The 13,791-nt window shown below is 61.7% G+C and carries 12 protein-coding genes; 6 read left to right on the forward strand and 6 right to left on the reverse strand.

Annotation, left to right across the window (positions count from 1 at the left end; all coding sequences use genetic code 11):
* Nucleotides 1–37 precede the first annotated feature (37 nt).
* The 3 genes from D109_RS0116525 to D109_RS0116535 all read right to left on the reverse strand — a co-directional run bounded on the left by D109_RS0116525 (nt 38) and on the right by D109_RS0116535 (nt 4,407).
* The gene (locus D109_RS0116525) at nt 38–2,698 is read right to left on the reverse strand and encodes a TonB-dependent receptor (RefSeq protein WP_017477856.1); all 2,661 of its coding nucleotides are present in this window, start codon (nt 2,696–2,698) and stop codon (nt 38–40) included.
* 134 nt (nt 2,699–2,832) lie between these two features.
* On the reverse strand, nt 2,833–3,822 hold the full coding sequence (locus D109_RS0116530; protein ID WP_017477857.1) for a FecR family protein: 990 nt from the start codon (nt 3,820–3,822) through the stop codon (nt 2,833–2,835).
* Between the two features lie 63 nt (nt 3,823–3,885).
* Nucleotides 3,886–4,407, reverse strand: coding sequence for an RNA polymerase sigma factor (locus D109_RS0116535; protein ID WP_017477858.1), 522 nt, complete (start codon nt 4,405–4,407; stop codon nt 3,886–3,888).
* A gap of 205 nt (nt 4,408–4,612) precedes the next feature.
* On the opposite strand from D109_RS0116535, the gene aroQ reads away from it, so the two are divergent.
* Both aroQ and D109_RS0116545 read left to right on the forward strand, forming a co-directional pair.
* Nucleotides 4,613–5,053: a type II 3-dehydroquinate dehydratase gene (gene aroQ / locus D109_RS0116540; RefSeq protein ID WP_017477859.1), complete on the forward strand. Its 441-nt coding sequence runs from the start codon at nt 4,613–4,615 to the stop codon at nt 5,051–5,053.
* Nucleotides 5,050–5,910, forward strand: a complete 861-nt coding sequence (locus tag D109_RS0116545) for a shikimate dehydrogenase (protein WP_017477860.1) — start codon at nt 5,050–5,052, stop codon at nt 5,908–5,910. The genes aroQ and D109_RS0116545 overlap by 4 nt, the downstream gene beginning before the upstream one ends.
* A gap of 157 nt (nt 5,911–6,067) precedes the next feature.
* On the opposite strand, the gene D109_RS0116550 is transcribed toward D109_RS0116545, so the two are convergent.
* Both D109_RS0116550 and quiC read right to left on the reverse strand, forming a co-directional pair.
* The gene (locus D109_RS0116550; RefSeq protein ID WP_017477861.1) at nt 6,068–6,733 is read right to left on the reverse strand and encodes a TetR/AcrR family transcriptional regulator; all 666 of its coding nucleotides are present in this window, start codon (nt 6,731–6,733) and stop codon (nt 6,068–6,070) included.
* Nucleotides 6,734–6,804: 71 nt separating this feature from the next.
* The gene (quiC, locus tag D109_RS0116555) at nt 6,805–8,703 is read right to left on the reverse strand and encodes a 3-dehydroshikimate dehydratase QuiC (RefSeq protein WP_017477862.1); all 1,899 of its coding nucleotides are present in this window, start codon (nt 8,701–8,703) and stop codon (nt 6,805–6,807) included.
* A gap of 255 nt (nt 8,704–8,958) precedes the next feature.
* On the opposite strand from quiC, the gene D109_RS0116560 reads away from it, so the two are divergent.
* Nucleotides 8,959–10,293 carry an MFS transporter gene (locus tag D109_RS0116560; RefSeq protein WP_017477863.1) on the forward strand — a complete coding sequence of 445 codons (1,335 nt, stop codon included), beginning with the start codon at nt 8,959–8,961 and terminating at the stop codon, nt 10,291–10,293.
* A 5-nt stretch (nt 10,294–10,298) separates the two neighbouring features.
* Here the strand turns inward: D109_RS0116560 and D109_RS0116565 are convergent, their stop codons facing one another.
* Nucleotides 10,299–11,177, reverse strand: a complete 879-nt coding sequence (locus D109_RS0116565; protein WP_017477864.1) for a DMT family transporter — start codon at nt 11,175–11,177, stop codon at nt 10,299–10,301.
* Nucleotides 11,178–11,363: 186 nt separating this feature from the next.
* Between D109_RS0116565 and D109_RS0116570 the strand changes: the two genes are divergently transcribed.
* From D109_RS0116570 to D109_RS0116580, 3 genes are all read left to right on the forward strand, one after another.
* Complete coding sequence (locus D109_RS0116570; RefSeq protein WP_017477865.1) at nt 11,364–11,780, forward strand: hypothetical protein; 417 nt, start codon at nt 11,364–11,366, stop codon at nt 11,778–11,780.
* Between the two features lie 115 nt (nt 11,781–11,895).
* Complete coding sequence (locus tag D109_RS0116575; RefSeq protein WP_017477866.1) at nt 11,896–12,789, forward strand: neutral zinc metallopeptidase; 894 nt, start codon at nt 11,896–11,898, stop codon at nt 12,787–12,789.
* Nucleotides 12,790–13,767, forward strand: a complete 978-nt coding sequence (locus tag D109_RS0116580; protein WP_017477867.1) for a hypothetical protein — start codon at nt 12,790–12,792, stop codon at nt 13,765–13,767. It begins immediately after the preceding gene.
* Nucleotides 13,768–13,791: the final 24 nt, after the last annotated feature.

The raw sequence follows: 13,791 nt of genomic DNA on the forward strand, positions 1-13,791 counted from the left end.
GCCTGCTGTGGCTTTGCCCGTCACTGGGCAAAATCGGTCAGAACTGATATTCGACGGCGCCCTGCAGGGTGCGCCCGCGGCCGAGGGTGAAGGCCAGCACGTCGCCCAGCGGCACCAGGTACGCGCGGTCGGTGACGTTTTCCATGGCCAGGCGCAGCGTCAACTGATCAGTAGCGCGGTAGCTGCTGTAAAGGTCGTAGACGGTGTAGGGCTTCCAGTCAGCGGGGTAAACGCCGGTTTGCGAGGTGGTCACGCCGACGCCGCCTTTTACGTAGTAACCGGCGCTGTAGCGGGCGCGGACACCCACATCCAGCTTGCGCTCGAAGAAACGCGCGCCCAGTGTCGCGGTGCCACGGTCCATCGGCATGTGCTCGGAGGAACCGAGGATGGCGTTGCAACCCACGGCGGCATTGGCCACGTCGTCCGGCACCATGGCGTCCACCGGCCTACGGTTACCTGGCCGGCTCTGGATCTTGGTCACGCCGCCGAGCCAGGCGGTGTTGCTGCAGAACTTGTTGCTGCCGAGCATGCGGGTGTAGTTGACCTGGCCGTAGGCAAACCCGGCGTCGTAATCCAGTTGGTACTCGAGACCGCGAAAACGGGTGGTCTCCAGGTTGTTCACATACGCCGCATTGCCAATGTTGGCGATGCCATAACCGGGTGGCTGCACCCCCAAGGCCATATAGGAGAAGTCATCGACGCGGGTGTTGAAGTAGGACACTTTCACGCCCACACGGTCGTCTGCGAACAGCAGGTCTTCCTTAAGCACGTTGAATCCCGCCTCCCACGCCGTGGACTTCTCAGGCTTCAAGTAAGGGTTTGGCAGGATCGATTCCGAGCCACCGCCATGGGGCCGGCCGCTGACCAGGGTTTCGGTGACCGCCGGAGGGCGCCAGCCCTTGCCGTACGTGGCGAACAGCTGCAGCCAGTCGACACCCGGCTTGACCGACAGGCCGAAGGTCGGCGAGAAATGCCCCTCCTCCCGGTCAACGTCATAGGCCACGGGCACGCCGATCTGGCGGGTAGTGCCGATGATGAAGGTGCGGGTGTTCAACCCGGTTTCGCCCCGCAACCGATAGCGGTCGTAACGCAGCCCGGCATTCAGATTCAGCCAGTCGTCGTAGTCGTAATCCAGGCGACCGAACAGGCTGCCCATCGCCCGGTCACCTTTGGGGGTGATGCTTTCCAGCGCGGAAGCGTCAACCGCAGAGCCAGCCTCCACCGGTTGATTGGAGTCCGGCCGGACCTTGTCGTAGAAAAACTCCAGCCCATAGTTAGCCTTGAGCACGGACAGCTCGCTCAAGGCAAAGGTCGAGGTGTTCTGCGCCTGAACACCATAGGTGTCGGTTTGATAGGTCACGTCATAGCCGGGTGTGCGGCCGCGGGCCAGCGTGGACTGGTCATTGCGGGTGTCGACGGCGTAGAGCTTGGCCTTGAAGTCGATCAGCGGATTGTCCGGCGTGTAGCTGTAGTCCAGCGCGAGGTTCTGTGCCTTGACGTTGCTGCTGCCGAGTTTTTCCCATAATTGAGGTTTTTCGGCGGTCATCATGTTGACGTCGTCGTAGTCGACTTCGGTCAACAGGTAGCTCAGTTGCAAACGTTGATCAGCCGGCAAGTTGAGACCGAGCTTGAGCAGACGCGAACGCATCACCGAGCCCGAATAGGCGACCTGGGTATTCTTGATGCGATCCTGACTGGCCGGTATGAACGCCGTGCCGGTACGCAGGTCGCCGATGCTGCCCTGGGTGCCGGGGTCGTAATCCCCCAGATGCCGCTCACTGGCCGCCACCAGCATGTCCCACACATCGGTGCCGACGGCAAACGCCGAACTGCCGATAAAGTGCGTACCGTTGCTGAGCCCGCCGAGGCCCGTGGTGACACGAATGCGCCCGCCGATTTGCTTGCCGTCCTTGAGCAGGTCAGCCGCCTCCACGGTACGAAAGTTGGCAACTCCGCCAATCACTCCCGCACCGCCCATGGTGGAGGTCACGCCCTTTTCGATCACCACCTCGGACAACAACTCCGGGTCGACATACAGCGTGCCGTTACGTTGCTGGTGACCGCTCTGCTGATAATTCTGGCGCATGCCGTCGACCGACATGTTGACCCGGCCATAGTCCTGGATTCCGCGGATATTCACCGACAGGCCTGGGTCTTGCTGACTGACGGCCGAGTAGACCCCGGGCGCCTCTTCCAGCATCTCGGCGGCATGGCGCAGCGGGTTGCGATCCAACTGTTCACGCCCCACCACACTGACCGAGCGCGGCGATGAGTACACCCAGTCATTCTTGTGCTGGCCAGTGATCGTGGTCGTCGCCAATGCCAGCGCAGCGTTGCCCGGCTGTTCAACACGGGTCAGGGTGACCTGGCGGGCGCCGGTAAAGCGGTATTCCACCGGGGCGGCACCGAGCAAACGGCCCAGGCCTTCGTGCACACTGAAGCTGCCCTTGAGCGCGGTGCTGCTCAACCCTTGTAGGCGCTGGCTGTCGAACAGCACCTGCAAGCCGGCCTGGTCGGCGAAGCGCAGCACGGCACTGCCCAAGGGTTGCGCGGCGATGTCGAACATCAAGGTAGAGGGCTGCGATGCACCGGCCGGCGCCTCGGCGGCCTGCACCTGGCAGGCGGAGGCGAACAGCCCCAGGTGGATGGCAAGGGCCAACCGGCTACCGGTGTTGCGCCCCTTGGTGATTACAGACATCGACGTTATCCCTTCGCTGACCATTCTTGTTTATGCGAATACTTCTCACTTAACAGGACGTGTCAGGCGTCGGAACTCAGTAAGGTTTTTTTGAAAGTTTTTTCGAAGGGCGTAAATGGGGCCCGGCGACCCCATCAATAGATCAGGCTCAGCCCCGCCAGATCAAAGCGCTGCACCTGTAATTCTTCGGTCAGGGTGCCGAGGGCCGTGTCGAGCATATCGAGGCGGAACACGCCGCTGACTTCACGGGTGCCGAGGTCGGCATTGGTCAGCACCACCTTGCCCGGCCGGTAGCGGTTGAGCTGCTCGATGACCTTGGCCAGCGGCAACCGGTCGAAGATCAACACACCGCGACGCCAACTGGTGGCGCGCTCCAGGTCGAGCTCGTCGAGGGCGACCACGCCGTTCTCGGGGCTGTAGCGCGCAGCCTGGCCTTCCTTGAGCACGGTTTCTTTCTGCGGCTCCGCTTGCAGCGTGACGGCCACACTGTGTTGCAACACCCCGACCCAGGCCTGCCGGTCGTCCTCACGCTCAACCACAAACCGCGTGCCCAGGGCGCGGGTTTGCCCGCTGGCGCTCTGCACCACGAACGGCCTTTTTTCCTCACCGACCATGGGCGCCACATCAAAGATCGCCGAGCCTTTGATCAGGCTGATGCGCCGCTGCACACCGTCATAATCCAACTTGATCGCACTCGCAGAATCCAGCTGCACGCTGCTGCCGTCCGCCAGGTGCACGGTGCGCACCTCGCCTTTTTGGGTGAGGTAATCGGCCTGCATCCGCAGCAGCGACTCAGGCCCGCGCACCCAGCCGACGCCGGCCACCACCAGCAACAGCGCAACACTCGCCGCCATGCGCCACGGCCTGCGGCGACGAGAGCCGCGCACCGGCGCCGCAGTGGCGGGCGGCCGCTGGCGATGCACCGTCTCATCGCGATGCACCTCGCCCAGCGCCGCCCACGTCTGCTCGGCAAAACGCAGCGCCGCTTCATGGCGGCTGTCCCTGGCTATCCACTGGCGCAGCTCGGCTTGTTCCTGATCGGTCAGGGCACCGGCGTGCAGGCGCACCGCCCAATCGGCAGCCGCCTCGGTAATGCTGTGCTGTTGGGAACCTGGGCTATTCACGTATGAATCTCGAATTTTTCGTTATGTAACGCTGTGACGTTTGACCCCAGGTTTGTCGGTAATTCATTCGTCGGGTGGCCCCGCCTCGCCTTCCTGCAAACGCTGCATGACATACGCCAGCGCCTTGGCCAGGTGCTTTTGCACTGAGCTGTCGGAAATATCCAGGTGCCGTGCAACCTGAGCATGGGTCATGCCCTCAATGCGGTTGAGGCAAAAAATCTGTCGGGTACGCTCCGGCAATTCCGCCAGTGCCTGCTTCAATGCCTGCCGCTGTTGCTGCGCCATTGCCTGAGCCTCCAACCCGGCCATTTCGTCTTCAATCTCGGCCAGCGCCTCGTGGGGCACGGAGTCGGTCTTGCGCCGTGCCTCCTGGCGAATATGGTCGATCAGCAGATTGCTGGCCGTGCGGTAGAGATAGCCCTGGGAGTTGTCGATACGCTCGCCGACCGGCTTTTGTGCCAGGCGCAGGAAACTCTCCTGCACCAGGTCTGCGGCCAACTGCGGGTCCCGTACCTTGCGCGCGAGATACCCGCGCAGGGTATCGGCGTGCTTGAGAAACAGGCCTTTGAGATCCACGTCCGACAAACCGACTCCCTGGAATGTAAAGGAAACAGGCGGGCATCTTAAGCGTTGTCGAGAATTATTTTCAATTGATATCAACTCTGATCTGCACAACGGTGGTTTTCATTCTGCGTTCGGTAATCGAACGGTTCCCACCCGGGTGATTGACCAAATTAACCATTCAGTACATTTTATCGGCATACATAAAAACAACAGTGGAGAACCCTGTATGCCGCCCATCGTGCTGGTGCTCAACGGCCCCAATCTCAACCTGCTCGGCACCCGCGAGCCGGCCACTTATGGCCATGAAACCCTGGCCGACGTCGCCGCCCTGTGTGGCCGCAGCGCCGAACAGCTCGGACTGAAAGTCGAATTCCGCCAGACCAACCACGAAGGCGAATTGCTGGACTGGATCCACGGCGCCCGCGCCCGTTGCGCCGGCATCGTGATCAACCCGGCAGCCTGGACCCATACCTCGGTGGCGATCCGCGACGCGCTGGTGGCCAGTGAAGTGCCGGTGATCGAAGTGCATTTGTCCAACGTGCATGCCCGGGAAGCCTTCCGTCATCACTCCTTTGTGTCACCGATTGCCAAGGCGGTGCTGGCCGGTTTTGGCAGCCATGGTTATCACCTGGCCCTCGAACATTTCAGCAAGACCTTGAAGGGATGAGCCCGGTGTCGAAACGTCGAATTCTCGCCGGCCTGATAGGCGCCGGCATCCAGGCTTCCCGTACGCCGGCCTTGCACGAGCGCGAAGGCGATGCACAGGGCCTGCGTTACCTGTATCGCCTGATCGACCTCGACCAGTTGCAGACGGATACCCGCGCCCTGCCCGACCTGTTGATGGCCGCCGAGCAGATGAACTTCACCGGTCTGAACATCACCTACCCGTGCAAGCAGGCGATCCTGCCGCTGCTGGACGAACTGTCGCCCGAAGCGCGGGGCATCGGCGCGGTGAATACCGTGGTGCTTTGCGACGGTAAACGCATCGGCCACAACACCGACTGCCTGGGCTTTGCCGAAGGCTTTCGCCGGGGCTTGAGTGACGTGGCTCGCAAGTTCGTGGTGCAGATGGGCGCGGGCGGTGCCGGCGCGGCAGTGGCCCATGCGCTGCTGGGCGAAGGCGTGGAACGCTTGAGCATTTTTGACGTGGACGCCGAGCGCGCCCGCAGCCTGGCGGATAACCTCAACCAGCATTTCGGTGCCGGTCGGGCCCAGGCCGGCAATGACCTGAAAAGCGCCATGGCCGAAGCCGACGGCCTGGTGAACACCACGCCGATGGGTATGGCCAAGCTGCCGGGTATGCCCGTACCGCTGGACACCTTGCGCGCCGACTTGTGGGTAGCGGAGATCGTGTACTTCCCACTGGAAACCGAACTGCTGCGCAACGCCCGCGCCTTGGGTTGCCGCACCCTGGATGGCGGCAACATGGCGGTGTTTCAGGCGGTGAAGGCGTTTGAGTTGTTCAGTGGCGAAGTGGCGGATGCCGAGAGAATGCTCGCGCACTTCCAGAGCATGAACATCTAACTGCAGAAACGGGATCAAAAATGTGGGAGCGGCGGTGCGACGATTCGACTTGCTCGCGAAGGCGGTGGATCAGCCAAACATCCGGCGACTGACACTTCGCCTTCGCGAGCAAGTCGAATCGTCGCACCGCCGCTCCCACATTTGCTCAGTGTTGAACTCAGGCCTGCAGGTAGCGCAACACCGACTCGCAGATCATCGCCCGATGCCGCTGCTTGACCGCCTCATCCGACAACTCGATCTGAAAGATCTCGCTGAAGGTGTGGCGGTTGGACACCCGGTAAAAACTGAACGAGTTGATCAGCAGGTGCACGTCCAGCGGCTCCAGCCCTTCGCGGAACAGCCCCATCTCCGCCCCCCGGCGCAACGTAGTGCCGAGGGCTTGGAGGATGTTGCTGTTCATCGCCTTGATCGACGTCGACTGCTTTACGTACTCGGCGTTGTGAATGTTCTCGATGCTCACGATCCGCACAAAATCCACGTTCTGATCGTGGTGATCAAAGGTGAATTCCACCAGCCGGCGAATCGCTTCCCGGGGCTCCAGGGCCGTCAGGTTCATCCGGGTCTCGGTGTTGCGAATGTCGCCGTAGAGCTTCTCCAGCACCTCGACGTAGAGCTGCTCCTTGCTGCCGAAGTAGTAATAGATCATGCGCTTGGAGGTCTGGATACGCTCCGCGATCGCGTCCACCCGGGCGCCGGACAGGCCCTGCTGAACAAATTCGACGATGGCTTCCTGGAGAATGTTCTCGCGGGTCTTTTCCGGGTTGTTCTTGCGGCTCTTGCGCGGCGCAGTGGCCGCGGCGGGAAGCTCGGAAGTCAGGGTCATGGTGCGCTCACGGCCTTAGGTGCAGGCAGTGATTATGGGCCGCACCGCACGCCGAAGGAAGCGCCAGCACCTTACAACCTGGCCTGGCGCGCCGCTCCGCTGCGGGACTTGGCCATGGCCGCCAGGCGCACCGCCACGTTGGCCGCACCGTAACCGGTGTAACCGTTCTTGCGCTGGATGATCTCGAAGAAAAACCGCCCTTCGAACGGCTCGGTGTAGACGTGAAACAGCTCACCGCCCTGGGCATCGCGGTCGTACAGCACGTTGTAGTACGCCAGCTGGCTGAGGAACTCGTCGTCGAAATCAAACCGCGCCGCCAGATCGTCGTAGTAGTTCAGCGGAATATCCAGCAGCGGCACCCCGGCGTCCTTGGCCCGGCTGACCTCGGCGAAAATGTCCGCGCAGTCGAAGGCAATGTGGTGCACGCCCGAGCCGCGATAGCTCGACAGGGCGTGGGAAATCGCGGTGTTGCGGTTCTCGGAAATATTCAGCGGCAGGCGAATCGAGCTGCAACGGCTGCGCAATGCCCGGCTTTTCACCAGGCCGTAGGGGTCGGGCAGCACCACTTCATCGTCGGCTTCGAAATCCAGCAGGCTTTTGTAGAACAGCACCCAGCTGTCGAGGCTGTCGGCGGGCAAGGCCATGGCCATGTGGTCGATACGCAGCAGGCCGCCGCTGGCAGCGCTTGCGGGTTGCAGGTTGAAGTCGGTGTCGTAGAGGCCGCCTTCGTTCTGATCGACGAGGTAGATCAGGCTGCCATCCGGTGCACGAACGGCCGCCAGCTCCAGCTCGTTGGGGCCGACCAGCCCGCGATACGGCTGGCCCTTGTAGGCCACCGCACGCTCCAGGGCTTTGGCGCTGTCCTTTACGCGTATCGCCGTGGCGCACAACGACGGGCCGTGGGCCTCGAAGAAGTTGTGGGCGAAGGAATAGGGTTCGCAGTTGAGGATCAGGTTGATATCGCCCTGGCGCAGCAGGCTGACGCTCTTGGAGCGATGCTGCCCGGCCTTGACGAAGCCCAGGCGCTCCAGCCATGAAGTGAGCTTGGCACCGAGGTTTTCATCCACGGCGAACTCCAGGAACTCGATACCGTCGTATTCGCTGGCGGGCGGGGTTTCAAACAGAATCTCGGGGACAGGTTTGGCTTCCTCCGCCAACCGCTGGCGGGTCTTCTCTTCGAGGTACAGCAGCGAGCGCAGGCCGTCGGCGGCGTTGGCCCGGGTCGGCGCGGCGCGGAAGCCGTCGTTGAAGATTTCCAACGACAACGGCCCGGTGTAGCCGCTCTTGATGATGGGGGCGAGAAAGCCCGCCAGGTCGAACTCGCCCTGGCCCGGGAAGCAGCGGAAATGCCGGCTCCACTCCAGTACATCCATGGCCAGGATCGGCGCGTCAGCCATCTGCACAAAGAAAATCTTGTCGCCGGGAATCTCGGCAATGGCGCTCGGGTCGCCCTTGAGGGACAGGGTGTGGAAGCTGTCGAGCAACACGCCCAGGCTCGGATGATCGATCTTGCGCACCAGGTTCCACACCTGTTGCCAGGTGTTGACGTGTCGGCCCCAGGCCAACGCTTCATAGCCAATGCGCAGGCCACGGCGGCCAGCGTGTTCGGCCAGCAGGCTCAGGTCATCCAGTAGAATGCTTTCATCGCCAACGGAATCGGCTGACGCGTTACTGCACACCAGCACCAGATCGGTGCCCAACTCCTGCATCAAGTCGAACTTGCGCTCGGCCCGCTCCAGGTTGCGGGCCAGGCGATCGCGGCGGCAGCCTTCAAAATCCCGGAACGGCTGGAACAAGGTGATGGCAATGCCGAGGTCGGCGCACATTTGCCTGACTTCACGCGGGCTACCGTCGTAATACAGCAGATCGTTTTCGAAGATTTCCACGCCATCAAACCCGGCAGCCGCGATGGCTTCGAGTTTTTCCGGCAAGGTTCCGCTCAAGGAAACGGTGGCGATAGAGCGTTGCATGGGGCGACTCCCGGCAGATGAAGCAGGTCTTATTTACGGCAAATTATTGGCCGCCAGGTTCATCACAGCAATTGAAATGTACGAACCGGTTAGTTTTATGGGCGATTATCGAACAGAATGGCAATCAGCGAATTGACGATTTTTTAGCCTCTGCGCACCATCGACAACACATTGAGTCCCGCTCCAGTTGAGTGGCCTCGGTTAACCAAGACCCTGAACACACCATAAAAATTTCAAAAAAACGGGTACTTCCTCATGCCTTCGCAAAATCCCGCCGTGGCCGTGCGCCACAGCAATCCCCATAGCGGCATCGGCGACAAAATCCGTGGCGCCATGGCTGTCGGTAAAACCCGCTGGGGCATGCTGGCCCTGGTGTTTTTCGCCACCACCCTGAACTACATCGACCGCGCCGCCCTCGGCGTGATGCAACCGATCCTGGCCAAGGAAATGAGCTGGACGGCGATGGACTACGCCAACATCAACTTCTGGTTCCAGGTGGGTTACGCCATCGGCTTTGTGCTGCAAGGCCGGCTGATCGACCGGGTCGGCGTCAAGCGCGTGTTCTTCTGCGCGGTGCTGCTGTGGAGCCTGGCCACCGGCGCCCACGGCCTGGCCACCTCGGCGGTGGGCTTTATGGTCTGCCGGTTCATTCTCGGGCTGACCGAAGCTGCCAACTACCCGGCCTGCGTCAAGACCACCCGCCTGTGGTTCCCCGCTGGCGAGCGGGCAGTGGCCACCGGGATCTTCAATGCCGGCACCAACGTCGGCGCGATGATGACGCCGATGCTGCTGCCGCTGATCCTCCACGTATGGGGCTGGCAGGCCGCCTTCCTGTGCATGTCGGCACTGGGCGCGATCTGGCTGCTGTTCTGGGGCCTGAAGTACTACAACCCGGAAGACCATCCGAGCGTGAAGCAATCGGAACTGGACTACGTTCAACAGGAAGTCGAACCGGAACAACCCCGCGTGCCTTTCAGCCGAATCCTGCGGATGCGCGGCACCTGGGCCTTCGCCCTCGCCTACTCGATGACCGCACCGGTGTTCTGGTTCTACCTCTACTGGCTGCCGCCGTTCCTGAATCAGCAATACAACCTGGGCATCAACGTGACCCAGATGGGCATCCCGCTGATCATCATTTACCTGACGGCGGATTTCGGCAGCATTGGCGGCGGGATTCTGTCTTCGTTCCTGATCGGCCGTGGGATGAATCCGATCAAGGCGCGGCTGTTGTCGATGCTGCTGTTCGCCTGCTGCATCGTAGGGGTGATCATGGCCGCCGGCTCCAGCCAATTGTGGGTCGCGGTGTTTGCCATCTCCCTGGCCATCGGCGCGCACCAGGCCTGGACGGCCAACATCTGGAGCCTGGTGATGGACTACACGCCCAAACACATGATGAGTACGGTGTTTGGTTTTGGCGGCATGTGCGCGGCCATCGGCGGGATGTTCATGACCCAGATCGTCGGCCATATCCTGACCGTGACCAACAACAACTACACCGTGCTGTTCACCCTGATTCCGGCGATGTACTTCATCGCGCTGATCTGGATGTACTTCATGGCGCCGCGCAAGATTCCGACCGTCGAGGTCTGAATTTCCTACCTGCGCCGCTGCTGCCAGGCAGCGGCCAACCCGCTCAGGCAAATCACCCCGATCCCGACCACCGTGGTCAGGTCCGGGGTGTGATTGAACACCAGCCAGCCCAACAACCCCGCAAACACGATCTGGCAATAGCCGAACGGCGCCAGCAAGGCCGGCGCCGCGAAGCGGAAGGCCTGGGTCAGCATCAAGTGCGCGGTCATCCCGCAACTGCCCAGCGCCAGCATCAACACCCCATGCCACAGGCTCGGCACCTGCCAGAAGAACGGCACCAGCGCACTCATCACCAAGGTGTTGCACAGCCCGGCGAAGAAGTTGCTGGTGGTGGGCGTGTCGTACTTGCTGAGGATGCGGGTGAGCAGTTGGTAGAAACAAAAGAACAGCGCGGACGTCAGCGGCAACAACACCGCCGGGGTGAACAGCTCACCGCCGGGGTGCACAATGATCAACACCCCGATGAACCCGCAAATCACCGCCAGCCATTGGCCACGGGTCACGTGCTCCCCCAGCAGCGGCACCGACAAGGCGGTGACCAGGATCGGCGCAAGAAAGTTGACCGCCGTGGCCTCGGCCAACGGGATAAAGTGCAGCGCCGCGGTGAAGAACAGACTGGTGCCCAGCAGGCACAAGGCCCGTGCCACCTGCAGCAACGGTCGTTTACTGCGCAGCACCCGCAGCCCTGATTGCGGCAGGAAAATCCCGGCCATCAACAGCGTGTGCACCAGGTAACGGGCCCACACCACCATCACGATCGGGTAGAACCCGGCCAGGTATTTGGACAGCGCGTCGTGGCTGGAAAACAGAAAAGTGGCCACCACAATCAGCAAAATGCCTTTGAGCGGGTGGTTGACGCCGGAAAGTGGGGTGCTGAGGGTCATTGCATTCTCTTGAGTGGCAGGCTGAAATGACCGCCGCATACCGCGGCATAATCTAGAACGGGTAAAGCGCCTCGCTCAAGAGCATAACCAAACACTGTTCGAACAGCGCACTAAATTGCGGTTTTCCAGTCCAACGCTTCACGCCGCCCCGCCCACTGCGCGTTTTTTAACCAAGGCCTTCGTACCATGAAAAAAACCCTGTTGATTCTTTCGACCCTGGCGCTGCTCAGCGCCTGCGATAAGCAAGCCGAGACCGCCAAGGCGCCGGCTCCGCCCTCCGTCCAAGCGACGCTGGTACCGGAAGTGCTGCCCACCGACAAATGGGTCGGCAAGTGGATTGGCGTCGAAGGCCTGAACCTGACCATCGCCAAGGATGACAGCATCGGCCGTGGCCACTATGTACTGACCATGAAATACGGCCTGGATGACGATGATTCCGGCACCTTCAAGGGCCAGGCATCCGAAGACGGCATCACCTTTGAACGCCCGGACGGTCCGCAGATCCTGAGCGCCGGCGACGGCGAAGCCACTGGCCTGAAATGGCTGGCCGACAAGAAGGACTGCCTGATCGTCGACACCGGCGAAGGGTATTGCCGCGACTGACACAAGCTTCATACAGGCCGGCCGACACAGCGTTTAGCATCGTCAGACAGCCGGACTGGCGCCAACCCCACACACCAACAACACTGAGCTGCAGAACCATCAAGAGGATTGCCACATGCTATGGAAAAAAGGCCGACGCAGCGACAACGTAGTGGACGCCCGCGATGACAGTGGCGGTGGTGGTGGCGGTGGCATGCGTTTTGGCGGCGGCAAGGGCCTGAGCCTGACGGCCATCGTGCTGATCGTCGGCATCGGCTGGCTGACCGGCCAGGACCCGATGCAGATCCTTGGGCAACTCAGCGGCCAGCTCACCGAGCAAGCGCCCTCCGTCAGCCCGCAAACCCGCCAGGCGCCACCGGCCAATGATGAACAGGCCGACTTCGTACGTGCCATCCTCGGCGACACCGAAGACACCTGGGCCCAGGTGTTCCAGGAAAACGGCCTGAGCTACAAGAACCCCAAATTGATCCTGTTCCGCGGTCGGGTGAACTCCGCCTGCGGTGGCGCCACGTCCGCCAGCGGGCCGTTCTATTGCCCGGCAGACCAACAGGTATACCTGGACCTGGATTTCTTCCGGGAAATGTCCCAACGCTTCAAGGCCGCCGGGGATTTCGCCCAGGCCTACGTGATCGCCCATGAAGTCGGACACCACGTTCAGACGCTGCTGGGCATCTCGGCGAAGATTCAGGCAGCCCGCCAGCAAGGCCGGCAGATGCAAGGCGACGGCGGCCTGTTGGTGCGCCAGGAACTGCAAGCCGACTGCTTCGCCGGGGTGTGGGCCAACCGCGCGCAAAAGCGCCTGAACTGGCTGGAGCCCGGCGACATTGAAGAAGCATTGAATGCGGCCAACGCCATCGGCGATGACCGCTTGCAGCAACAGGGCCAGGGCCGCGTAGTGCCTGACTCGTTTACCCACGGCACCTCGGCACAGCGGGTTCGCTGGTTCAAGACCGGCTTCGCCCAGGGCCAGATCACTCAATGCGACACCTTTACCGCCAAGAGCCTTTAAATGAATAAACGACTGGGTCTGCTGTTAGGTTTGTTGATCACCTGTTCCTCCCCCACCTGGGCCGCCGAGCATGGCGTCAAGGTGGTCAGCCCCGATCGTTTTCACCTGGATGCCGGCGACCTGAGCGTCGGCTTGAGCCAGGACTGGCGCCAGCCGCTGCCTCAAGTCACCCGCGCGCTGATCATCGTGCATGGCCGCCTGCGCAACGCCATGACCTACCTGGACAGCGGCGAAAAGGCCGCCAAAGACGCAGGACAAAACGCCAACACCCTGGTGATTGCGCCGCAGTTTCTCAACCAGACCGACATCAAGCGCAACCAGGTCGACAACCAGACCCTGCGCTGGAACAGCAACGACTGGATGGCCGGCGAGCCGTCCACCGGCCCGGGCCAGATCAGCTCCTACGGCGCGCTGGACCAGATCATCAAGCACCTGGGCAACCGCAAGCTGTTCCCGAACCTGAAGGAAATCGTGGTGGCCGGTCATTCCGGCGGCGGCCAGGTGGTGCAGCGTTTTGCCCTGACCGGGCATGATCACCCGCTGCTGCAAACCGAAGGCATCAGCTTGCGCTACGTGGTGGCGAACCCGTCGTCCTACGCGTACTTCAGCCCGCAGCGTCCGGTGAAGTTCGATGTTTCCAGTTGCCCTGATTTCAATGACTGGAAATACGGCATGCAAAACCTGCCGGCCTATGCCAAGGGGCAAAGTGCCGAGCAACTCGAGCAGGCTTACGTTTCGCGTAATGTCACTTACCTGCTGGGCCAGCAAGACACCGACCCGAATCACCCGGCCCTGGACAAGAGCTGCGGGGCTGAAACCCAGGGCGCGTATCGCTTGATTCGCGGGCACAACTATTTTGACTACCTCAAGCAACGGCACCCGCAGTTGGGCCACAAGCTGGTGGAAGTGCCGGGGGTTGGGCATGACGGGGACAAGATGTTTACGTCGCCTGAGGGGCAGAAAGTACTGTTCCAATAACCACTGAAGAAACCGGATCAACAA

It is taken from the genome of Pseudomonas sp. PAMC 26793 (assembly GCF_000313235.1).
Classification (GTDB): domain Bacteria; phylum Pseudomonadota; class Gammaproteobacteria; order Pseudomonadales; family Pseudomonadaceae; genus Aquipseudomonas; species Aquipseudomonas yamanorum.